Origin of the sequence: Variovorax sp. EL159 (genome assembly GCF_900100965.1) — a bacterium.
Lineage (GTDB): Bacteria > Pseudomonadota > Gammaproteobacteria > Burkholderiales > Burkholderiaceae_C > Variovorax.
Window position 1 is genome coordinate 676583 of the sequence record NZ_FMUJ01000002.1, and the last position, 20443, is coordinate 697025.

Consider the following 20443-nt stretch of genomic DNA (forward strand, 5'->3'; position numbering starts at 1 on the left):
GCCTGAAAAGCATGAGTACCGAGAGCAGCAGCAGCAACAGCAAGATCCAACCCGTCCGCTTTTTCCATCGCGGAAAGATCGTCGACGTCAGCGGCGTCCATCCGACGCGCTCGGTCCTCGACTGGCTGCGCGAAGACGCGCGCTGCACCGGCACCAAGGAAGGCTGCAACGAAGGCGACTGCGGCGCCTGCACCGTCGTCATCGGCGAGCTGGCCTCCGACGCCGATGCGCCGGGCGCCGTTGGTGGCCTGAACCTGCAGACGGTCAATGCATGCATCCAGTTCCTGCCGACGCTGCACGGCAAGGCGCTGTTCACGGTCGAAGACCTCAAGGGCCAGTGCGCCAGCCACGGCAAGGCCGGCGACAAGAAGCACGCCGTGCACACGCTGCACCCGGTCCAGCAGGCGATGGTCGACTGCCATGGCTCCCAGTGCGGCTTCTGCACGCCGGGTTTCGTGATGTCGCTGTGGTCCAGCTACGAACACCACCAGGCCGAGGGCACCCAGCCCACGCGCCAGCAACTGGCCGACGAACTGTCGGGCAACCTGTGCCGCTGCACCGGCTACCGCCCGATCCTCGATGCGGGCCAGCGCATGTTCGACCTGCCTTCGGTGCGCCTCGACACGCAGCCCGTGGTGGCCGCCCTTACCGCGCTGCAGAACGGCGGCCATGACCTGAACTACGCCGCGCCGCTGGGCGCCCGCATGGACCACTTCCACGCCCCCAGAACGCTGGCCCAGCTCGCGGCACTGCGCGAGCAGAAGCCGCGTGCCCAGCTGCTGGCCGGATCGACCGACGTCGGCCTCTGGGTCAACAAGCAGTTCCGCGACCTGGGCGACATCATCTACGTGGGCGACGTGGCCGAAATGAAGACCATCGAAACCCGCCAGAACGCCGACGGCGGCGAGCTCTACATCGGCGCCGGCGCTTCGCTCGAATCCGCCTTTGCCGCGCTCGTGGCGCGCGTGCCCAGCCTGTCGGACGTGTGGCTGCGCTTTGCCTCGCCGCCGATCCGCCATGCCGGCACCATGGGCGGCAACGTGGCCAACGGCTCGCCCATCGGCGATTCGCCGCCGGTGCTGATGTCGCTCGACACGCAAATCGAACTGCGCCGTGGCGACGTGGTGCGCCGCATGCCGCTGCCCGACTTCTACATCGACTACATGAAGAACCAGCTGCAGCCCGGCGAGTTCGTGCAAGGGCTGGCGATTCCGCTGGCCGCCATGCGCCGCCAGGTGCGCGCCTACAAGATCAGCAAGCGCTTCGACTGCGACATCTCGGCGCTGTGCGCGGGCTTTGCCATCGAACTCGAAGAAGGCAGCGACACCGTCAAGGCCGTGCGCCTGGCCTTCGGCGGCATGGCCGCCACCGTCAAGCGTGCCGCGAATGCCGAAGCGGCACTGGTCGGCAAGCCGTGGACGCAGGCCAGCGTGAGCACCGCCAAGCTGGCGCTCGCGCAAGACTTCAAGCCGCTGTCGGACATGCGTGCCTCGGCCGACTACCGGCTGCAGGTGGCGCAGAACCTGATCCAGCGTCTCTGGCTCGAAACCCGCAACGAAGATGCCTTGTCCATCGAGGAAACCAGCGTCTGGAGCGTGATGCCCCATGCGCCCAAGACAGCGGCCGAAGGAGTCTGACCATGAACAAACCCATCGACGCCCGCCTGCTGCAGCCCGCCGAGGCCTTTGCCGACTACCTCACCAACGCCAAAGCCCGCATCGACGTGGGCGCCGAAGCACTTGCGCACGAGCGCGGCATGCGCGTCGGCATCAGCCGGCCGCACGAGTCGGCGCACCTGCACGTGGCCGGCGAGGCCACCTACATCGACGACATTCCCGAGCTCACCGGCACGCTGCACTGCGCGCTGGGGCTGTCGCCGGCCGCCAACGGCCGCGTCACGGCGCTGTCGCTCGACGCCATCCGGGCGATGCCCGGCGTGGTCACGGTGCTGACGGCCGACGACATTCCCGGCGTCAATGACTGCGGCTCGATCATTCACGACGACCCGATCCTGCTGCCCGTGAACGACGGTGGCGAGATCCGTTACCTCGGCCAGCCGGTGTTCGCGGTGATCGCCGAAACGCGCGAGGCCGCGCGCCGCGCGGCCGCCAAGGCCAAGGACGCCATGACCATCGAGGCACAGCCGCCCGTGCTGACGCCGCAGGCCGCGCACGAACGCGGCCAGTACGTGGTGCCGCCGATGCACATCGTGCGCAGCGGCGGCGGTGCCAACGAAGGCGACGAGGCCGCCGTGCGCGCCGCCATCGCCAAGGCACCGCGCCGCCACAAGGCCACGCTGGACGTGGGCGGGCAGGAGCAGTTCTACCTCGAAGGCCAGATCAGCTACGCCATTCCCAAGGAAGGCGGCGCGCTGCACATCCATTGCTCGACGCAACACCCGAGCGAAATGCAGCACCTGGTGGCGCACGCGCTGCACCTGCAGTCGAACGAAGTGCACGTCGAATGCCGGCGCATGGGCGGCGGCTTCGGCGGCAAGGAATCGCAATCGGCGCTGTTCGCCTGCGTGGCGGCCGTGGCGGCACGCCAGCTGCAGCGCCCGGTGAAGCTGCGGCTGGACCGCGACGACGACTTCATGGTCACCGGCCGTCGCCACTGCTTCTGGTACGAATACGACGTCGGCTACGACGACGAAGGCCGCATCCTCGGCGCCGAGATCACCATGGTCTCGCGCGCCGGCCACTCGGCCGACCTCTCGGGCCCGGTGATGACGCGCGCGCTGTGCCACTTCGACAACGCTTATTGGCTGCCGAACGTGAGCATGCACGGCTACTCGGGCAAGACCAACACGCAGAGCAACACGGCCTTCCGCGGCTTCGGCGGCCCGCAGGGCGCCATCGCCATCGAGAACATCATGGATTCGGTGGCGCGCGAGTTGAAGCGCGATCCGCTCGACGTGCGGCGCGTCAACTTCTACGGCAAGGCCGAGAACAACGTCACCCCTTACCGCCAGACCGTGACCGACAACATCGTCCACGAGCTGGTGGCCGAGCTGGAGGCCAGCAGCGACTACCGCGCGCGGCGCGAAGAGGTCGCGGCCTTCAACAAGAAGAGCGTCGTGCTCAAGCGCGGCCTGGCGCTGGCGCCGCTGAAGTTCGGCATCTCGTTCAACGTGAAGCACTTCAACCAGGCCGGCGCGCTGGTGCATGTGTACACCGACGGCTCGATCCTCGTGAACCACGGCGGAACCGAGATGGGTCAGGGCCTGAACACCAAGGTGGCGCAGGTGGTGGCGCATGAACTGGGCGTGAGCTTCGAGCGCGTGCGCGTGACCGCGACCGACACGACCAAGGTGGCCAACACCTCGGCCACCGCCGCATCGACCGGTGCCGACCTGAACGGCAAGGCCGCGCAGGACGCGGCCCGCCAGATCCGCGAGCGGCTGGCCGATTGCGCGGCCGAGCGTCACGGCGGCAAGGCCGGCGAGGTGCGCTTTGCGAACGACAAGGTCGAGGTCAACGGCAAGTCGCTGGCTTTCAGCACCGTGGTGGGCGAGGCCTATCTCGACCGCAAGCAGCTGTGGTCCGACGGCTTCTATGCCACGCCGGGCCTGAGCTGGGACAAGGACAAGATGCAGGGCCGCCCGTTCTACTACTTCGCCTACGGCGCGGCAGTGAGCGAGGTGATCGTCGACACGCTCACCGGCGAATGGAAGCTGCTGCGCGCCGACATCCTGCACGACGCGGGCAAGTCGCTGAACCCGGCCGTGGACATCGGCCAGGTCGAAGGCGCCTTCATCCAGGGCATGGGCTGGCTCACCACCGAAGAGCTGGTGTGGCATCCGCAAAGCGGCAAGCTCACCACGCACGCCCCCAGCACCTACAAGATCCCGACCGCCAACGACTGCCCGCCCGTCTTCAACGTGCGCCTGTTCGAAGGCCAGAACTTCGAGGACTCGATCCACCGCAGCAAGGCGGTGGGCGAGCCGCCGCTCTTGCTGCCGTTCTCGGTGTTCTTCGCGATCCGCGATGCGGTGTCGGCGGCCGGCGACCACAGGGTCGATCCGCCGCTGAAAGCGCCGGCCACGAGCGAGTCGATTCTTCGTGCCGTGACCGCTGTCCAGGCAGCGCCATCCGCATCGGTCGAATGAAAACGGGCCGTGCTCGCACGGTCCGAGCGTTCTTACTTCATCCAAATGCCGCGCTGTATAACTGTTCGCACAGACAAGAAAGGTGTGAACAGCCATGAGAGACCAGGCGCTTTTCGACAAGATCGACTTACACCTCATCCGGGTGCTTCACACCGTGCTGACCGACCGCAGCGTCTCGCGCGCCGCCATTCGCCTGGGCATGTACCAGCCGGCCGTCTCGGCCGCGCTGAAGCGCCTGCGCGAGCTGTCGGGCGATCCGCTGCTGGTGCGCTCGGGCTCGGGCATGGTGCCGACCGATGCGGGGCTGCGCATGATCGAGCCGGCCGCGAGCATTTTGCGGGCGGCCGAGATGTTGTTCTCGGATGCGCGCGGCTTCGAGCCGCAGTCGGCCGCCACCACCTTTCGCATTGCGGCCAGCGACTACATGGACCCGCTGTTCCTGCCGATGCTGGTGGCGCAGGTCAAGCGCGAGGCGCCGCTGTGCCAGATCGAGATCCATGCGCTGTCGCCCGACTCCGACTACCACGGCCATCTGGCGCTGGGGCAGGTCGACCTGGTGATCGGCAACTGGCTCAAGCCGCCGGAAGACCTGCACATGGCGCGCCTGTTCGGCGACGAGGTGGTGTCGCTGGTCAACCAGGACCATCCGGCGGTGCGCCGCGGCTGGGACCTGGAGACCTGGCTCACGGCCGAGCACATCGCACCCACGCCCATGCACCCGGGTGGGCGCGGCATCATCGACCAGATGCTCGACGAGCTGGGGCGGCAGCGCAACATCACCGCGCGCTGCGCGCACTTCAGCCTCATTCCCGACATGGTGGCGTCCAGCCTGCTGGTGCTGACCACCGGCCGCCAGTACTGCGAGCGCTTCGCGGCGCGGCTGCCGGTGAAGATCCTCGATTGCCCGGTGGCGCTGCCGCGCCTCATGTACTACCAGCTCTGGCACGAACGCACCCATTCGTCGAGTTCGGCGCGCTGGCTGCGCGAATGCATCAAGGACGTGGCGGCGTCGCTGCGGCCACCGCATTCCGCCGTCGCGCGGCCGCCCGCCACCCCTGAGACATCCGATCCCTGAGAGCTTCCCGTTCGCGCCGGCGTCGTGAGCGGGGCAACGATGAAAACCGCCACAACAACAGCTGGAGACAAGCTAAATGAGTACGTTTGAACAGGCGCCGAAAGACGCCGAGCCCCGCGCGTCGGGGCATGTCGAGTCCGCGCGTCCGCGTGCGGCTGTGGGCAGCGCAAGCGGCTCAGGTCTGCTTGAACGCGTGTTCAAGCTCAGCGCGCACAACACCACCGTGCGCACGGAAGTCATCGCGGGGCTCACCACCTTCCTGACGATGGCCTACATCATCTTCGTGAACCCGTCGATCCTCGGCGACGCGGGCATGCCGAAGGGCGCGGTCTTCGTGGCCACCTGCCTGATCGCGGCGCTGGGCACGCTCATCATGGGCCTGTATGCCAACTACCCGATCGCGATGGCGCCGGGCATGGGCCTGAACGCCTACTTCGCCTACGTCGTGGTGCTGGGCATGGGCTACACGTGGCAGGTCGCGCTGGGCGCGGTGTTCATCTCGGGGTGCCTGTTCCTGATCGTGACGGTCACCGGGTTGCGGGAGCTTTTCATCGCAGGCATACCGCAGTCGCTTCGAACGGCGATCACGGTGGGCATCGGCATGTTCCTGGCGCTGGTCGCGCTCAAGGGCGCGGGCGTGGTCGCGGCATCGCCGGCCACCTTCGTCACGCTGGGCGACCTGCACTCGCCACCGGTGGTGCTGGCCACGCTGGGCTTTCTCATCATCGTGACGCTGGACAGGCTCAAGGTGCGCGGCGCCATCCTGATCGGCATCATCACGGTGACCGTGCTGTCGTTCTTCTTCGGCGGCAACAAGTTCCACGGCGTGTTCGACGCACCGCCGTCCATCGCACCGACCTTCATGCAGCTCGACATCCTGGGCGCGCTCAAGGGCGGCATCCTGAACGTGGTGCTGGTGTTCTTCCTGGTCGAGATGTTCGACGCTACCGGCACGCTGATGGGCGTGGCCAAGCGCGCGGGCCTGCTGGTGCCGGGCAAGATGGAGCGCATGAACAAGGCGCTGCTGGCCGACAGCGGCGCGATCTTCGCGGGCTCGCTGCTCGGTACCTCGAGCACCACGGCCTACGTGGAAAGCGCGGCGGGCGTGCAAGCGGGCGGCCGTACCGGCCTTACGGCCGTGGTGGTGGCGGTACTGTTCCTGGCCTGCCTGATGATCTCGCCGCTGGCAGGCTCGGTGCCGGCCTATGCCACCGCGCCGGCGCTGCTCTTCGTGGGCTGCCTGATGCTGCGCGACCTGGTCGAGCTCGACTGGGAAGACACCACCGAGGTGATCCCGGCCGCAGTGACCGCGCTGGCGATGCCTTTCACCTACTCGATCGCCAACGGCCTGGCGTTCGGCTTCATCACCTACGCCGTGCTGAAGCTGTGCACCGGCCGGGCACGGGAAGTGCATGCGATGGTCTGGGTCATCGCCGCCGTGTTCCTGTTCAAGTTCGCCTACGTCGGCGGGCATTGATGCAGTGAACTGAGCAAAGCGCCGTCGGGCGCCGATGGTCGCGGGGACACGCTATTAAACTGATAGCTGTTCCCGCTTTGTTGCTGTTGAACGAGACAAACCCACGAAACCCGGCATGACAACCCCCAGACTCCAGCTCGCGCACATCACCAAGCGGTACCCCGCGGTGGTGGCCAACAGCGACATCTCCCTGGCCGTGCAGCCCGGCGAAATCCACGCCGTGCTCGGCGAGAACGGCGCCGGCAAGTCGACCCTGATGAAGATCATCTACGGGTCGGTCAAGCCCGACGAAGGCACCGTCACCTTCGACGGCCAGCCCGTCAACCTGCGCAACCCGCAGCAGGCCCGGGCGCTGGGCATCAGCATGGTGTTCCAGCACTTCAGCCTGTTCGACACGCTCACGGTGGCCGAGAACGTGTGGCTGGGGCTCGACAAGTCGCTGCAGCTGGCCGAGGTGGCGCGCAGCATCACGGCCAAGGCGAGCGAGTACGGGCTGGACATCGACCCCTCGCGGCCGGTGCACACGCTGTCGGTGGGCGAGATGCAGCGCGTCGAAATCATCCGCGCGCTGCTGACCAACCCCAAGCTGCTGATCCTCGACGAGCCGACCTCGGTGCTCACGCCGCAGGCGGTCATCAAGCTTTTCACGGTGCTGAACAAGCTGGCTTCCGAAGGCTGCAGCATCCTGTACATCAGCCACAAGCTGCACGAGATCCGCGAGCTGTGCACCGCCTGCACCGTGCTGCGCGGCGGCAAGGTGACGGGCGTGTGCAATCCGCAGAACGAGAGCAACGAATCGCTCTCGCGGCTGATGATCGGCAGCGAGCCGCCGCCGCTGAAGCACCGGCCGGTGCATGCGGGCGCGGTGGCGCTGCGCGTCAAGGGCCTGTCGCTGGCGCGGGAAGACCAGTTCGGTGTCGACCTCGAGGGTGTGTCCTTCGAGGTGCGGGCCGGCGAGGTGGTCGGCGTTGCCGGCGTCTCGGGCAACGGCCAGAAGGAATTGCTCTACGCGCTGTCGGGTGAAGACGTGCGCGCCGAGCCCGCGATGGTGCAGGTGTTCGACAAGCCAGCCGGGCGGCTGCGCCCGCGCGCACGGCGCGCGCTGGGCCTGCACTTCGTGCCCGAAGAACGGCTGGGCCGCGGCGCCGTGCCCACGCTGGGGCTGGCGCACAACCTGCTGCTCACGCGTGGCAACGCGGTGGGCAAGGGCGGCTGGATCAACACCGCCGCGCTCGACCGCCATGCGCGTTCCATCATCGAGCGCTTCAACGTCAAGGCCGGTGGGCCGCATGCGGCGGCGCGCTCGCTGTCGGGCGGCAACCTGCAGAAATTCATCGTCGGCCGCGAGATCGATGCCAACCCCAAGCTCTTCATCGTCTCGCAGCCGACCTGGGGCGTGGACGTGGGCGCGGCCGCGCTGATCCGCGGCGAAATTCTTGCGTTGCGCGATGCCGGCTGCGCCGTGCTGGTGGTCAGCGAAGAGCTGGACGAGCTGTTCGACATCAGCGACCGGCTGCATGTGATCGCCAAGGGCCGGCTCTCGCCCTCGATCGACCGCGCGGCGGCCACGCTGCCGCAGATCGGCGAATGGATGAGCGGCCTGTGGCAGGCGCAGGCGAAGGAGGCGGCTCATGCTTAAGCTCGAACCCCGCCCGGAGCTGTCGCGCTTCTGGACCTATGCCTCGCCGATCCTGGCGTTGCTCATCACCGTGCTGATCGGCGTGGCGCTGTTCGCCGCGCTCGGCAAGGACCCGGTCAAGGGCCTGCTGGTGTTTTTCTACGAGCCCATCAAGAGCGGCTATGCGATTGGCGAACTGATGGTCAAGGCCACGCCGCTGCTCATCATTGCGCTGGGGCTGGCCGTGTGCTTTCGCTCCAACGTCTGGAACATCGGCGCCGAAGGGCAGTTCGTGTTCGGTGCCATCGCGGCGGGCGGCGTCGCGCTGCTGGCCGACAAGAACACCGGGCAATGGATCGTCGCGGCCATCCTGGTCGCGGGCATCGTCGGCGGCATGGTGTGGGCGGGCATCGTCGCGTTCCTGCGCGACAAGTTCAACGCCAACGAGATTCTCGTGAGCCTGATGCTGGTCTATGTCGCCACGCTGCTGCTGGGCTACATGGTCTTCGGCCCGTGGAAAGACCCGCACGGCTACAACTTTCCGCAGACCAAGACCTTCGAGGCGGTCACTCAGATTCCGAGGCTCTTCAAGGGCTCGCGGGTGAGCATCGGGCTGGTCATCGCGCTGGTGGGCGCGGGCGCGCTCTGGGTGTTCTTGTTCCGCACGCGGGCCGGCTTTGCGCAGCAGGTCGGCGGGCTTGCGCCCGCGGCCGCGCGCTATGCGGGCTTTTCGGCGCGGCGCGCGGTGTGGATCGCACTGCTGACCTCGGGCGGCGCGGCTGGCCTGGCCGGTGCGCTCGAAGTGGCCGGGCCGCTCGGGCAGCTCACGCCGTACGTGCCGGCGGGCTACGGCTTCGCGGCCATCATCGTGGCCTTCGTCGGGCGGCTGCATCCGGTGGGCATGGTGTTCTCGGCCATCCTCATGAGCATGTTCTATATCGGCGGCGAGCTGGCGCAGTCGCGGCTCGGGCTGCCGAAGTCACTGACGGGTGTGTTCCAGGGCCTGCTGCTGTTCACGCTGCTGGCGTGCGACACGCTCATCGCCTACCGCATCCGGCGCAAGGCGGCCCTGAAGGCCGCGGCCGCCGGCATGACCACCGCTTCGCTGCAAGCCAGCACGCCCATCACCGCGCCCGTTGCGCGCCCGACCGAGGGAGCCCTCTGACATGGACAGCTACGCACTCCTGCTCGGCTCCACCCTGAGCGCGGGCACCGTGCTCGCCATCGCGGCACTGGGCCTGCTCATCAACGAGAAGGCCGGCATCGTCAACCTCGGTGCCGAGGGCATGATGCTGTGCGCCGCCATCGCGGGCTTCGCGACGGTGGTGACCACGCACAACCCCTGGCTCGGCTTTCTCGCCGGCATGGCGGCGGGTGCCTTGCTCGCGGCCTTCTTCGGTGTGCTGGTGATCTGGCTCAACACCAACCAGTACGCGACCGGGCTGGCGCTGAGCCTGTTCGGCGTCGGCTTCTCGGCCTTCGCGGGCATCAACTTCGTGCAGGCCAAGCTGCCCGAAAGTGCCTCGTACGCGATCCCGGTGCTGGGCGACATTCCGCTCGTGGGCCCGGCGCTGTTCCGCCATCACCCGATGGTGTATTTCGCGGTGCTGCTGACCTTCGCGCTGATCTGGTTCCTGTACCGCACGCGCGCCGGGCTGGTGCTGCGCTCGGTGGGCGAATCGCCCGAGTCGGCGCATGCGCTGGGCTACCCGGTGCGGCGCATCCGCTTCATGGCGGTGATTGCCGGCGGCGCGCTGTGCGGCCTGGCGGGCGCGTACCTCTCGACGGTGTACACGCCGCTGTGGGTCGAGGGCATGGTCGCGGGTCGCGGCTGGATCGCGCTGGCGCTCACCACCTTCGCCACCTGGCGGCCCATTCGCGTGCTGCTGGGCGCCTACCTGTTCGGCGGCGTCTCGATGCTGGGCTTTCACCTGCAGAGCAGCGGTGTCGACGTGCCACCCCAGTTCCTCAGCATGCTGCAGTACATCGCGCCCATCGTGGTGCTGGCGCTGATCTCGCGCAACCCGGCGTTCATTCGCATCAACATGCCGGCTTCCATAGGAAAACCGTTCTACACCGGCTCATAATACCGTTCTCGTTTTTTTGCCAACCTGTCCTTTTTGAGGATTTCCGACAATGAATGATCTGAACAAGCGCTCCCTGCTCAAGCTCGCCGCCTTCACCGCGGTGGCTTCGGCGGCCCTCATGGGCTGCGGCAAGAAAGAAGAAGCGGCAGCACCGGCCGCGGCACCCGCGGCCCCCGCGCCCGTGGCAGCCGCACCGGCTCCGGCCACCACCGCGCCGCTGAACATCGCATTCGCCTATGTCGGCCCGGTGGGCGACGGCGGCTGGTCGTTCGCGCACGACAACGCCCGCAAGGCGCTCGAGAAGGAATTCGGCGACAAGATCAAGACCACCTTCGTCGAAAGCGTGCCCGAAGGCGCCGACGCCGAGCGCGTGTTCCGCGACTTCGTGAGCCAGGGCAACAAGCTGGTCTTCGGCACCACCTTCGGCTACATGGAGCCCATGCTCAAGGTCGCCGCCGACGCCAAGGACGTGAAGTTCGAGCACGCCACCGGCTACAAGACCTCCGAGAACATGCGCACCTACGACAGCCGCACGTACGAAGGCGCATACATGGCCGGCGTGATCGCCGGCTCGATGACCAAGAGCAACACGCTCGGCGTGGTCGGCTCGGTGCCGATTCCTGAAGTGCTGCGCAACATCAACAGCTTCACGCTGGGTGCGCAGTCGGTCAACCCGAAGATCACGACCAAGGTCGTGTGGGTGAACGAATGGTTCAGCCCGCCCAAGGAAACCGAAGCCGCCACCGCCCTCATCAACGGCGGCGCCGACGTGCTGTTCCAGAACACCGACTCGCCCGCCGTGCTGAAGACGGCGCAAGAAAAGGGCAAGCGCGCCTTCGGCTGGGATTCGGACATGACCGCCTACGGCCCCAAGGCCCACCTGGCATCGGCCGTCATCAACTGGACCCCGTACTACATCAAGGCCACCCAGGAAGCCCTGGACGGCAAGTGGACCACCGGCCAGAGCTGGTGGGGCGTGAAGGAAGGCGCCATCGACCTCGTGTCGATCGCCGACGACGTGCCGGCCGAAGCCAAGGCCAAGGTCGATGAAGTGAAGAAGGGCCTGAAGGACGGCAGCTTCGTGATCTGGAAGGGCCCGATCCTGGGCCAGGACGGCAAGGAAGTGGTCGCCAAGGATGCCGTGGCCGACGACAAGTTTCTGTCGGGCGTGAACTTCTACGTCAAGGGCGTGGAAGGCAAGGTGCCGGGCGGCGACAAGAAGTAAAGCAGCCACAGGCTGATTAATTCACGGGCCACCCCTGCAAAGGGGTGGCCCGTTTTAAATTGTGCAGGGCCTTGTGGGTCTACGATGAATTCGCATTGCCGGCGCGCACCTTCGCCGGCCATGCGAATTCATCAATAAGACTTTCAGGGAGAGATCAACATGGCTACAACGCCTCAAGCCGGGCCTGCGCCCGCATCCACGGCAAGCGCAAATTCGCGGCTCGAATTGAGCGGACGGAAATGGGTTTCAAGATTTCCGACCGGAACATCCACCAACGACCTGACGCCGGTGTTCAGGCGGAACACCAACGACTTCATTGCCGCGATTGAAAGCGCCGGTGGTTCGGTGAGAATTTCCGCCACCTTTCGCCCCAAGGAGAGGGCCTACCTGATGCACTACGCCGCCGCATCGCAAACGGCTCCACTGCCGCGGAGCGCGTTCCCGCAATGCCCGGCGTCGACATCGAGTGGGACCACGGCTCGGCCGAGAAATCCCGAGCTGCAGCGCGCGAAATGGCTTCGGCCTACGACATCGTGTATCCACCCGCATTGGCATCCCGCCATACGGAGCGAAGCGCCATCGACATGACGATTTCAGGCGTGAAGAACAAGAAGATCAAGAACGCCTCGGGCGTCGAGGTGCTGATCCAGAAGGACAGCGATCTTCATGCCGTTGGCGCGACATATGGCGTCAAGAAGCTTGTCAGCGATCCACCGCACTGGTCAGACAATGGCTTTTGAAAAATACCTCTTGGCGACGGCGTTGTTCGTCTCGTCGCTCGTCGCGTCGGCCGCGCAGCCGTCCGCCGGATTGATCGAAGTCCGTCCTGACGGCCGGCGGACCGTGTTCACGACCGAGCGGTTGAGCCGCAGCGATCACGTCGTGGCGCAACACGCCGGGGCACAGGGCGACGCGAAGTGTTGCGTCTCCCTGCGAATCACCGGAACGCAAAAGCGGCGGACAGACGTCTCGGACGAACTGAAGGGCCGGCAGGTGAGGGCGTATGCCCTGCCGCCGTTGAAGGCAGCGGATGCGGTGCCCTTCGTGGGCGGGGCGCTGGTGTTCAAGGCCGGTGAGCGCGATTCGGTCGCGGCCGAACGCGCATTGCTGGGTGGCGCGGCGGACAAGACGATCCCGCAGGTCTGCACCAGCAGCGAAGGCGCGCATCTTCTGCAACTGGGCAGCGGTGGCGAACCGCAGGCGCATCTCTACATGCACTTCGGCTACGACGTCGAGCCGACCTGCGACGAGGCCTTGCTCACAAGGCTCAGCGAGGCCGGCGCCCCGAAGTGACCGCGTGAGTCTCCAGGCGCGCCGTCGCTGACCGCCGCCGCCTCTACGGCTGCGCCGCCTGAAGAAGCTGCGCCCCCATCTTCTGATGGATCAGGTTCACTGCCTTCAGGGGGCGCAGCATCACCTTGAACTCTGTGATCCTTCCGGCTTCGTTCCACTTGATCATGTCGACGCCATTGATGACGATGCCGTCCAGTTCAAGCTCGAACTCCAGCACCGCATCGTTCGCGCCCTTGAGTTCGCGCACATAGCGAAAGCTCTCGTTGAAGAACACCTGGAAGGCCGCCGACAGGTACTTCTTGGTGATGCTCTTGCCGACCTGCGGCTTGTGCACCACCGGCGAATGAAAGACGGCTTCTTCGTCGAGCAGGGCGTCCAGCCCCGCCAGGTCGCGTTCCTTGACGAGCCGGTGCCAGGTGGCAAGGGTGTCGATCGGCATGCGTTGTCTCCTGTTGCTGTGGAATGGAAGGAAAACCCAGTCTATCGAAGGTATACGTTTGCCGTGATCGCCTGCGCGACGGCTGCGCTTATGCTTTGCGGGATCACAACGCCGAGTTCCCCACCATGACCGACTTTCGCCCCGCCTTCGACAAGAGCTTCGACCGGATTCCCGCCGACCGCCTGCCCGAGCTGCTGCGCGCCATGCCCAAGGCCGAGCTGCACATGCACATCGAAGGCTCGCTCGAACCCGAGCTGATCTTCGCGCTCGCGCAGCGCAACGGCGTGGCCATTCCTTACGCCAGCGTCGAAGACCTGCGCCGCGCCTACGCCTTCACCAATCTGCAGAGCTTTCTGGACATCTACTACGCCGGCGCGAGCGTGCTGCTGAAGGAGCAGGATTTCTACGACATGGCCTGGGCCTATCTGGAGCGCGCCGCGGCCGACAACGTGGTGCACACCGAGATGTTCTTCGACCCGCAGACGCACACGGCGCGCGGCGTGTCGATGGAGACGGTGGTCAACGGCCTGCACCGGGCGTGCACCGACGCGAAGGCGAAGCTGGGCGTGAGCGCCACGCTCATCCTGTGCTTCTTGCGCCACCTGAGCGAGGAAGAGGCTTTCGAGACGCTGGAGCAGGCGCTGCCGTTCCGCGACAAGTTCATCGGCATCGGCCTCGATTCGAGCGAACTCGGCCACCCGCCCGAAAAATTCGCCCGCGTGTTCGCGCGCTGCCGGGAACTGGGCTTTCACCTCGTCGCGCATGCGGGCGAAGAAGGCCCGCCGGCCTATGTGTGGAGCGCGCTCGACGTGCTGAAGGTCGAGCGTGTCGACCACGGCGTGCAAAGCGCCAAAGACCCGGCGCTGATGAAGCGGCTCGCGCAAGACCGCATTCCGCTTACCGTGTGCCCGCTGTCGAACCTCAAGCTCTGCGTGTTCCCCGACCTGGCGCAGCACAACCTGGGCACGCTGCTCGATGCGGGTCTGGTCGCCACCGTCAACTCGGACGACCCGGCCTACTTCGGCGGCTACATGAACCAGAACTTCACGCAGACCTTCGCGGCCACCGGGCTCAAGGTGCAGCAGGCCTGGCAGCTTGCGGCGAACAGCTTCGAGGGCAGCTTCATCGACGCGGCCGCCAAGCGCGCTTACGTCGACCGGCTCAACGCCGTCTTTGCGACGTTCTGATCGACAGCGGCGGCGGTATCGGGCCGAGGCACCAGCAGCGGCATCGCCACCAACGCACAGGCGCTGGCCGCGAGCCACACCAGCGACCAGCCCTGCAGCGCCAGCAGGTGCGGAATGGAGAAGGGCGTAACGAAGCACACCAAAAACACGCTGGTGTTCGCCATGCCCAGTGCCGTGCCGGCACGGGCCGCACCGGCCAGCGTGGCGAGTTCGGTGTAGGCCACGCCGTGCCATGCCGACACGCAGACACCGCTCACGCCCAGCAGCACGACCAGCGCGATGCGCAGCGCCGATGAATCGGCGACGTGCGTGCCGGCGGCCATCACCAGCACCGCCAGTGCAGCGAACAGCAGCACGCTGAGTGCGCTGCAGGCGCGCAGGTAGGCCGGCCGGTTGCGGAGGCGGTCGGTCCAGCGGCCGCTCCACACGCGCGTCACCATGGCACCGACCTGCGTGAAGACCATGGTGGCGGTGATCGTCGCGAAGCCCGCATGGCCGAAGTCGTGCAGGAACACGGTGCCGAAGGACAGCACCGCGAACTGCGGCGCGCAAAGAATGCCGATGCCCAGCACGATGCGCCACACGCGGGCGTCGCGCAGCGGGCCGCTCTTCGGCGCGGCGCGCACTTCGGTCGTGGTCGTGGCCTTGGTACTGCGGGGCGCAATGGGCGGCTCGTGCACCCAGGCCCAGCTCATGGCCGCGCTCAACGCACACAGCAAGGCCAGCAGGCCGTAGAGCGCAGCAAAGCCGAAGTGCAAGGTGACGAAGGGCAGCACCAGCGCGCCGATGCCACCGCCCAGCGGCACGGCCGTTTGCCGGATGCTCATGGCAAGGCCGCGCTCGCCGGCGTCGAACCACGTCATCACCGCCCGGCCGCTGGCGCCGTTGACGCTGCCGCCCAGCAGGCCGACCAGCAGCAGGCCCGCGGCCAGCCAGCCGAGGCTGGGGATGTGCTGCGCGTTCGGTGCCGCCCACAGCGCCATTGCCACGAGCGCGACGGCGGTGCTGCCCAGTCCGGTCAGCAGCACGGGCCGGTCGCCCCAGCGGTCGGTCAGCAGGCCCCAGGGCAGCTCGCTCACCGCGATGCCCAGGCCCATGAGGCCGAGCACCAGCCCGAGCGTGGCGTTGTCGAGCTGGTAGCCGGTGCGCATCAGCACGGCGGTCATCGGAATGCCGCTGAAGGCCACGGAAAACGCCGCGTTGGCGGCCACGCCCGCGGCCAGAACCTTCCAGCGGTGGCGGGGCGCAAACGAAGGGGAGTGCGATGAATGGGTCATGTTGCGGTGCAGTGTCCGCCGTTGCAAAGGTTTTGAAAATCAGAAAATAATGAGCGAACCATCCTGAAAAACTGAACGGTTGAAAAAGGAAGAAACCATGTCCCAGGTGATGTTCGATCTCGATGTGCTGCGCAGTTTTTCCACCGGCATCGCGCTCGGCAGCTATGCCCGCGCGGCCGACCGGCTGGGCCGCTCGACCTCGGCCGTAAGCGCGCAGCTCAAGAAGCTGGAGGCGCAGGCCGGCACGGTGCTGTTCCGCAAGGCGGGCCGTGGGCTGGAACTGACCGACGCCGGCGAAACGCTGCTGACCTACGCCCATCGCATGCTCGAACTCAACGACGAGGCCAGCGCCGCCATGCGCGGCGTCGACCTGCAAGGCGCGGTGCGGCTGGGCCTGCAGGAAGACTTCGGCGAGACGCTGCTGCCCACCGTGCTGGGCCGTTTTGCGCGGGCGCATCCCAAGGTGCGCATCGAAGCCTGCGTGGCCCGCAGCGCCGATCTGCGCGAACGGCTCGAACTCGGCCAGCTCGACCTGGCGCTCGCATGGGACGCGGGCGACCGGCCCCTGTCGCCTCATGCCGAGCGCGTGGCGCGGCTGCCGCTGTTGTGGATCGGCCCCAAGGCGCCCGACAGGGTCGATGCCCCCTGGTGGACCGAGCGCGAGCGCCGTGGCCCCGGCGCGCGCAAGAGCCGCGAGCCGTTGCCGCTGGTCATGCTCGACGCGCCATGCCCGTTGCGCGAGATCGTCATCACCGCGCTCGACCGCGCGGGCGTGCCGTGGCGCCGCTCGTTCGCCAGCGCCAGCCTGTCGGCACTGTGGGCCGCCACATCGGCCGGTCTGGGCCTCACGGTGCGCACGCCTTTCGGACTGCCCGCGCACGTGCGCACCATCGACCGCGCGATGCTGTCGCTGCCGGCATTGCCGCAGATATCGCTGGTGCTCTATCGCGCGCAGGCCCGCGCCGAGGCCCCGGCAAGCCGGCTGGCGACGCTGCTGCTGGAGGCGGTGCGCCAGCATGTGCAGACCGATGCATTGGTGGCTGCACTCTGAAGGAATGCTGAAGACGGGTGTGCACAAACCGTTGTCGGACGGCAGCGGCAATGCGTGAGAATCCGCCGCTGGAGACAAAACAAAAGTGACACGGCATGGCCACGCAACAGAATTTTCTGCACCTGTGGGATGACAGGTTTCTCTACATCACGCCGGCGATCCAGTCGGGGCTGACGGCGCGCTCGTCGGCCACGTTGCTGGCGTCGGTCAGCGGCCATCCCTTCGTGCTCGAAGCCGTCGACGGCACGCGCGTGCGTTGCACCGCCGCGCTGGTGGCGCCGCATGTGTCGCGCCGGCTCGATGTCGATGGCTGCGGGCTGCTGTCTCTCAATCTCGACCCGGCATCGAGCGCCTACCGCATGCTCGCCAGGCACATGGGCGGCCATGGCATCCAGCCGATCGACGCACGCCGCTTCGGCCGGCTGCGCGACGACTTCGACCCGGCGCAGCGCGGCCTGCTGTCCGACCGCAGGCTGCAGATGCTGAGTGCCCGGTTGGTCGAGGCCATCACCGAGCACCCGGAGCTGCAAGCGCCCATCGACAAGCGCATCGAACGCGTGCTGGAGGCCATCCGCGTGCATGCGGGGCAGATCCCGTTGCGCGAGCTGTCGACTGTGGCCTGTCTGTCGCCCGACCGGCTGACGCACCTGTTCGCGGAGCAGGTGGGCGTGTCGGTCAAGCGCTATGCGTTGTGGACCAAGGTGCGCCGCACGGTGCAGCAGTTCACCGGGCACCGCCCGCTGACCGACGTTGCGCTGGTCAGCGGCTTCACCGACGCGGCGCACATGAGCCGTACCTTCCAGCGCTACTTCGGCCTGGCACCGTCCTTTCTGGCGAACCAGGTGCGCGTGACCGCGGACGAGCAGGCTTCGCACGCGTGGGGGCGTGGCGGGGCACTGGCGTAGGCCCGGCCCGGGGTCGGCCCCGGGGTCGGCCTAGGGCCAACCCTAGGCATCGCAGCGGCTGCGTTCAAGAGGCCGCGGCAGCCGCTGCCTAAGCTCCTCGGTGCTCCATCAAGAGAGCATCAACTGGAGACTCCATGAGAACAATCACACGTCGCGGCGCCATGCCGCTGTCTTTGCTCGCGCTCGCCGCAGCCGCCACCCTGACCGCATGCGGTGGTGGCGGAGGCAAGGGCTTTTCGTTCCTGCCGCCACCGGACCCGGGCAGCCCGCCGCCCGCAGCAAGCACCTACAAGGCCGAGATCCGCCGCACCGCGATGGGCGTGCCGCACATCAAGGCCGACAACTGGGCCGGCGCGGGTTACGGCTACGGCTATGCGCAGGCGCAAGACAACCTCTGCACGATGGCCGACTCGTTCCTGACCTACCGCGGCGAGCGCTCGCAGTACCTGGGAGGCGACGCGCTGCTGGTGGCCGGCAGCACCATCGGCCGGCCGAAGAACATCGACTCCGACTTCTTCCACCGGCACGTGATCTCGCCCGATGTGCTGAAGAAGATGATCGACGCGCAGCCCGACGACCTGAAGAAGCTGGTCGAGGGTTTTGCGGCGGGCTACAACCGCTACGTGCGCGATGCCAAGGCCAGCGGCACCGCGCACGCGGCCTGCCGCACCGAGGCGTGGGTCCAGCCGATCACGACCGACGACATCTATCGCCGCATGTACGCGGCCAATCTTGCGGGCGGCTACAGCAACTTCCTGGCGCACATCGCCAACGCGACGCCGCCTTCGCCGGCGGCACCGGCGAAGGTCGCGGCACACAGCCACAGCCGTGGGCACAACAACAAGAAGCACGCGTTGCAGCTTGCCCTGCGCGACATTCCCGAGCCCGAGATGCAGGTCGGCGGCAAGGAGGGCGTGGGCAGCAACATGATCGGCTTCGGCACGGCCGCCACCGGCGACGCCAGCCCGCTGTTGTTCGGCAACCCGCACTGGTACTGGCGCGGGCCCGATCGCTTCTACCAGGCGCAACTCACGATTCCGGGCCAGCTCAACATCAGCGGAACGTCGTTCCTGGGCATTCCGGTGATGCTCATCGGCTTCAACGACAACATCGCGTGGAGCCATACCGTGTCGACCGCCAAGCGCTTCGGGGTCTACGAGCTGACGCTCGCCGCGGGCGACCCGACCAGCTACATGCGCGACGGCAATGCCGTGAAGATGCAGGCGCATGAAATCACCGTCAAGGTGAAGCAGGCCGACGGCAGCACGACGACGGTGACGCGCACGCTCTACAAGTCGGAGTACGGGCCGATGCTCAACCTCACGTACCTCAGCGACAAGCTGCCGCTGTGGAGCCAGAGCACCGCCTACGCCATCCGCGACATCAACGGCGAGAACTACCGCACCTTCCGCAACTGGCTGCGCTGGAACCGGGCGAAGTCGCTCGACGAGTTCACCGCCATCCAGCGCGAGGAAGCGGCCATTCCGTGGGTCAACACCGTGGCCGTGGGCCGCGGCAGCGCCAAGGCCTGGTATGCCGACATCGGCGCCGTGCCCAACGTGTCGGCCGACCAGATGGCGAAGTGCTCCAGCACGAGCACGGCTGGCCAGACGCTCAGGGCGGCGCTTGCGCGCGTGCCGGTCTTCGATGGTTCGCGCAGCGCCTGCGACTGGCAGACCGATGCCGACTCGGCGCAGAAGGGCGCCATCGGCCCCTCGCGCATGCCCAGCCTGATGCGCGACGACTACGTCGCCAACATGAACGACAGCTACTGGCTCGCCAATCCGAACGCGCCGCTGACGGGCTACCCCGACATCATGGGACCGGCCGGCACCGAGGCCGTGAGCTTCCGCACCCGCATGGGCAACGTGCTGGCGCAGAGCCGCCTTGGCGGCACCGACAGCTACGGTGCCAAGGGCGCGACCGTCGACACCGTCAAGCGCATGGTGCTCAACAGCCGCGTGCTGACGGCCGAGCTGTTCAAGGACAAGGCGCTGGACATGGTGTGCGCGTCGCCGACGATCACCGTCGTCAAGGACCCGATCGATCCGACGGTCGTCGGGCACACCGTCAACACCGGCGCGGCCTGCGCCGCGCTGCGCGCGTGGGACAACACCGGCGTTGCCACCGCGCGGGGCGCGCACCTGTGGGACGAGTTCTGGAGCCGCGTGAAGCTGCCGGCGACGGCCTACGACAAGCCCTTCGATGCGAAGGACCCGGTCCACACGCCGCGCGACCTGAACACCAGCGAGGCCACCGCGCTGACGCAGGCCTTCGGTGCGGCCATCGTGCGCGTCGAGGCCAGTGGCTACGCACCCGACGCACAGCGCGGCGACTACCTGTTCGCCACGCGCGGCGACAAGAAGATCCCGCTGTACGGCGGCTGCGGCGGTCCGGGCTACTTCACCATCTCGTGTTCCGAGAACCGCCTCGACAAGGGCGGCTACACGATGGACGCCAACCCCAACGGCAACAGCTACATGCAGATCGTGCGCTTCCCCGAAGGCGGCGTGGAGGCCCACACCTTCCTGACCTTCTCGCTCTCGGACGACCCCACATCGGCGCACAACGCCGACTACACCCGCGCCTACAGCGCCGGGCAGTGGCTGAAGGTGCCGTTCTCGGAATCGGAGATCAAGGGCGACGCGGCCTACAGCAGCGCGGTCATCAGCGAGTAAGAGCGCCGCATCGGTGCAACGCG

Annotated in this window: 17 protein-coding genes; 14 read left to right on the forward strand and 3 right to left on the reverse strand. The window is 67.2% G+C overall.

Annotated features, from left to right (window positions below; translation table 11 throughout):
• The first annotated feature begins 11 nt into the window (after positions 1-11).
• The 8 genes from xdhA (at position 12) to BLQ28_RS09375 (ending at position 11590) form a co-directional block, all read left to right on the forward strand.
• Positions 12-1637, forward strand: coding sequence for a xanthine dehydrogenase small subunit (gene xdhA, locus BLQ28_RS09340; RefSeq protein ID WP_093238588.1), 1626 nt, complete (start codon positions 12-14; stop codon positions 1635-1637).
• 2 nt (positions 1638-1639) lie between these two features.
• Entirely contained in the window at positions 1640-4108 is a 2469-nt protein-coding gene (gene xdhB, locus BLQ28_RS09345) for a xanthine dehydrogenase molybdopterin binding subunit (protein WP_093238589.1), read from the forward strand.
• A gap of 94 nt (positions 4109-4202) precedes the next feature.
• Entirely contained in the window at positions 4203-5183 is a 981-nt protein-coding gene (locus tag BLQ28_RS09350; RefSeq protein WP_093238591.1) for a LysR family transcriptional regulator, read from the forward strand.
• Positions 5184-5259: 76 nt separating this feature from the next.
• On the forward strand, positions 5260-6660 hold the full coding sequence (locus tag BLQ28_RS09355) for an NCS2 family permease (RefSeq protein WP_093238592.1): 1401 nt from the start codon (positions 5260-5262) through the stop codon (positions 6658-6660).
• Between the two features lie 115 nt (positions 6661-6775).
• Entirely contained in the window at positions 6776-8299 is a 1524-nt protein-coding gene (locus BLQ28_RS09360) for an ABC transporter ATP-binding protein (RefSeq protein WP_093238594.1), read from the forward strand.
• Positions 8292-9443, forward strand: coding sequence for an ABC transporter permease (locus BLQ28_RS09365; RefSeq protein WP_093238595.1), 1152 nt, complete (start codon positions 8292-8294; stop codon positions 9441-9443). Before BLQ28_RS09360 ends, BLQ28_RS09365 begins: the two co-directional genes overlap by 8 nt.
• A gap of 1 nt (position 9444) precedes the next feature.
• The gene (locus BLQ28_RS09370) at positions 9445-10365 is read left to right on the forward strand and encodes an ABC transporter permease (protein WP_093238597.1); all 921 of its coding nucleotides are present in this window, start codon (positions 9445-9447) and stop codon (positions 10363-10365) included.
• 49 nt (positions 10366-10414) lie between these two features.
• Complete coding sequence (locus BLQ28_RS09375) at positions 10415-11590, forward strand: BMP family ABC transporter substrate-binding protein (protein ID WP_093238598.1); 1176 nt, start codon at positions 10415-10417, stop codon at positions 11588-11590.
• A gap of 173 nt (positions 11591-11763) precedes the next feature.
• Here the strand turns inward: BLQ28_RS09375 and BLQ28_RS33145 are convergent, their stop codons facing one another.
• On the reverse strand, positions 11764-11952 hold the full coding sequence (locus tag BLQ28_RS33145; RefSeq protein WP_218121913.1) for a hypothetical protein: 189 nt from the start codon (positions 11950-11952) through the stop codon (positions 11764-11766).
• 84 nt (positions 11953-12036) lie between these two features.
• Here BLQ28_RS33145 and BLQ28_RS33150 point away from each other — a divergent pair, with 84 nt between their 5' ends.
• Together BLQ28_RS33150 and BLQ28_RS09385 are read left to right on the forward strand one after the other, a co-directional pair.
• Positions 12037-12330 (forward strand): hypothetical protein, encoded by a 294-nt coding sequence (locus tag BLQ28_RS33150; protein WP_218121914.1) that lies wholly within the window; start codon positions 12037-12039, stop codon positions 12328-12330.
• Entirely contained in the window at positions 12320-12883 is a 564-nt protein-coding gene (locus BLQ28_RS09385) for a hypothetical protein (RefSeq protein ID WP_093238600.1), read from the forward strand. Before BLQ28_RS33150 ends, BLQ28_RS09385 begins: the two co-directional genes overlap by 11 nt.
• A 43-nt stretch (positions 12884-12926) precedes the next feature.
• Here the strand turns inward: BLQ28_RS09385 and BLQ28_RS09390 are convergent, their stop codons facing one another.
• On the reverse strand, positions 12927-13322 hold the full coding sequence (locus BLQ28_RS09390; protein ID WP_093238601.1) for a nuclear transport factor 2 family protein: 396 nt from the start codon (positions 13320-13322) through the stop codon (positions 12927-12929).
• Between the two features lie 125 nt (positions 13323-13447).
• Here BLQ28_RS09390 and BLQ28_RS09395 point away from each other — a divergent pair, with 125 nt between their 5' ends.
• Complete coding sequence (locus BLQ28_RS09395) at positions 13448-14509, forward strand: adenosine deaminase (RefSeq protein ID WP_093238603.1); 1062 nt, start codon at positions 13448-13450, stop codon at positions 14507-14509.
• Here the strand turns inward: BLQ28_RS09395 and BLQ28_RS09400 are convergent.
• Positions 14470-15786 (reverse strand): MFS transporter, encoded by a 1317-nt coding sequence (locus BLQ28_RS09400; protein ID WP_093238604.1) that lies wholly within the window; start codon positions 15784-15786, stop codon positions 14470-14472. The two genes, BLQ28_RS09395 and BLQ28_RS09400, sit on opposite strands and share 40 nt — an antisense overlap.
• A 97-nt stretch (positions 15787-15883) precedes the next feature.
• On the opposite strand from BLQ28_RS09400, the gene BLQ28_RS09405 reads away from it, so the two are divergent.
• The 3 genes from BLQ28_RS09405 (at position 15884) to BLQ28_RS09415 (ending at position 20420) form a co-directional block, all read left to right on the forward strand.
• Entirely contained in the window at positions 15884-16837 is a 954-nt protein-coding gene (locus BLQ28_RS09405) for a LysR substrate-binding domain-containing protein (protein WP_093239419.1), read from the forward strand.
• Between the two features lie 95 nt (positions 16838-16932).
• Positions 16933-17742, forward strand: a complete 810-nt coding sequence (locus BLQ28_RS09410) for a helix-turn-helix domain-containing protein (protein WP_093238606.1) — start codon at positions 16933-16935, stop codon at positions 17740-17742.
• Positions 17743-17876: 134 nt separating this feature from the next.
• On the forward strand, positions 17877-20420 hold the full coding sequence (locus tag BLQ28_RS09415; protein ID WP_093238607.1) for a penicillin acylase family protein: 2544 nt from the start codon (positions 17877-17879) through the stop codon (positions 20418-20420).
• The last annotated feature ends 23 nt before the right edge of the window (positions 20421-20443 follow it).

What these genes read in the sequence shown, in the direction of transcription:
- xdhA (WP_093238588.1), top strand. Translation starts at nt 12, where the DNA reads ATGAGTACCGAGAGCAGCAGCAGCAACAGCAAGATCCAACCCGTCCGC.
- xdhB (WP_093238589.1), top strand. Translation starts at nt 1,640, where the DNA reads ATGAACAAACCCATCGACGCCCGCCTGCTGCAGCCCGCCGAGGCCTTT.
- BLQ28_RS09350 (WP_093238591.1), top strand. Translation starts at nt 4,203, where the DNA reads ATGAGAGACCAGGCGCTTTTCGACAAGATCGACTTACACCTCATCCGG.
- BLQ28_RS09355 (WP_093238592.1), top strand. Translation starts at nt 5,260, where the DNA reads ATGAGTACGTTTGAACAGGCGCCGAAAGACGCCGAGCCCCGCGCGTCG.
- BLQ28_RS09360 (WP_093238594.1), top strand. Translation starts at nt 6,776, where the DNA reads ATGACAACCCCCAGACTCCAGCTCGCGCACATCACCAAGCGGTACCCC.
- BLQ28_RS09365 (WP_093238595.1), top strand. Translation starts at nt 8,292, where the DNA reads ATGCTTAAGCTCGAACCCCGCCCGGAGCTGTCGCGCTTCTGGACCTAT.
- BLQ28_RS09370 (WP_093238597.1), top strand. Translation starts at nt 9,445, where the DNA reads ATGGACAGCTACGCACTCCTGCTCGGCTCCACCCTGAGCGCGGGCACC.
- BLQ28_RS09375 (WP_093238598.1), top strand. Translation starts at nt 10,415, where the DNA reads ATGAATGATCTGAACAAGCGCTCCCTGCTCAAGCTCGCCGCCTTCACC.
- BLQ28_RS33150 (WP_218121914.1), top strand. Translation starts at nt 12,037, where the DNA reads ATGCCCGGCGTCGACATCGAGTGGGACCACGGCTCGGCCGAGAAATCC.
- BLQ28_RS09385 (WP_093238600.1), top strand. Translation starts at nt 12,320, where the DNA reads ATGGCTTTTGAAAAATACCTCTTGGCGACGGCGTTGTTCGTCTCGTCG.
- BLQ28_RS09390 (WP_093238601.1), bottom strand. Translation starts at nt 13,322, where the DNA reads ATGCCGATCGACACCCTTGCCACCTGGCACCGGCTCGTCAAGGAACGC.
- BLQ28_RS09395 (WP_093238603.1), top strand. Translation starts at nt 13,448, where the DNA reads ATGACCGACTTTCGCCCCGCCTTCGACAAGAGCTTCGACCGGATTCCC.
- BLQ28_RS09400 (WP_093238604.1), bottom strand. Translation starts at nt 15,786, where the DNA reads ATGACCCATTCATCGCACTCCCCTTCGTTTGCGCCCCGCCACCGCTGG.
- BLQ28_RS09405 (WP_093239419.1), top strand. Translation starts at nt 15,884, where the DNA reads ATGTCCCAGGTGATGTTCGATCTCGATGTGCTGCGCAGTTTTTCCACC.
- BLQ28_RS09410 (WP_093238606.1), top strand. Translation starts at nt 16,933, where the DNA reads ATGGCCACGCAACAGAATTTTCTGCACCTGTGGGATGACAGGTTTCTC.
- BLQ28_RS09415 (WP_093238607.1), top strand. Translation starts at nt 17,877, where the DNA reads ATGAGAACAATCACACGTCGCGGCGCCATGCCGCTGTCTTTGCTCGCG.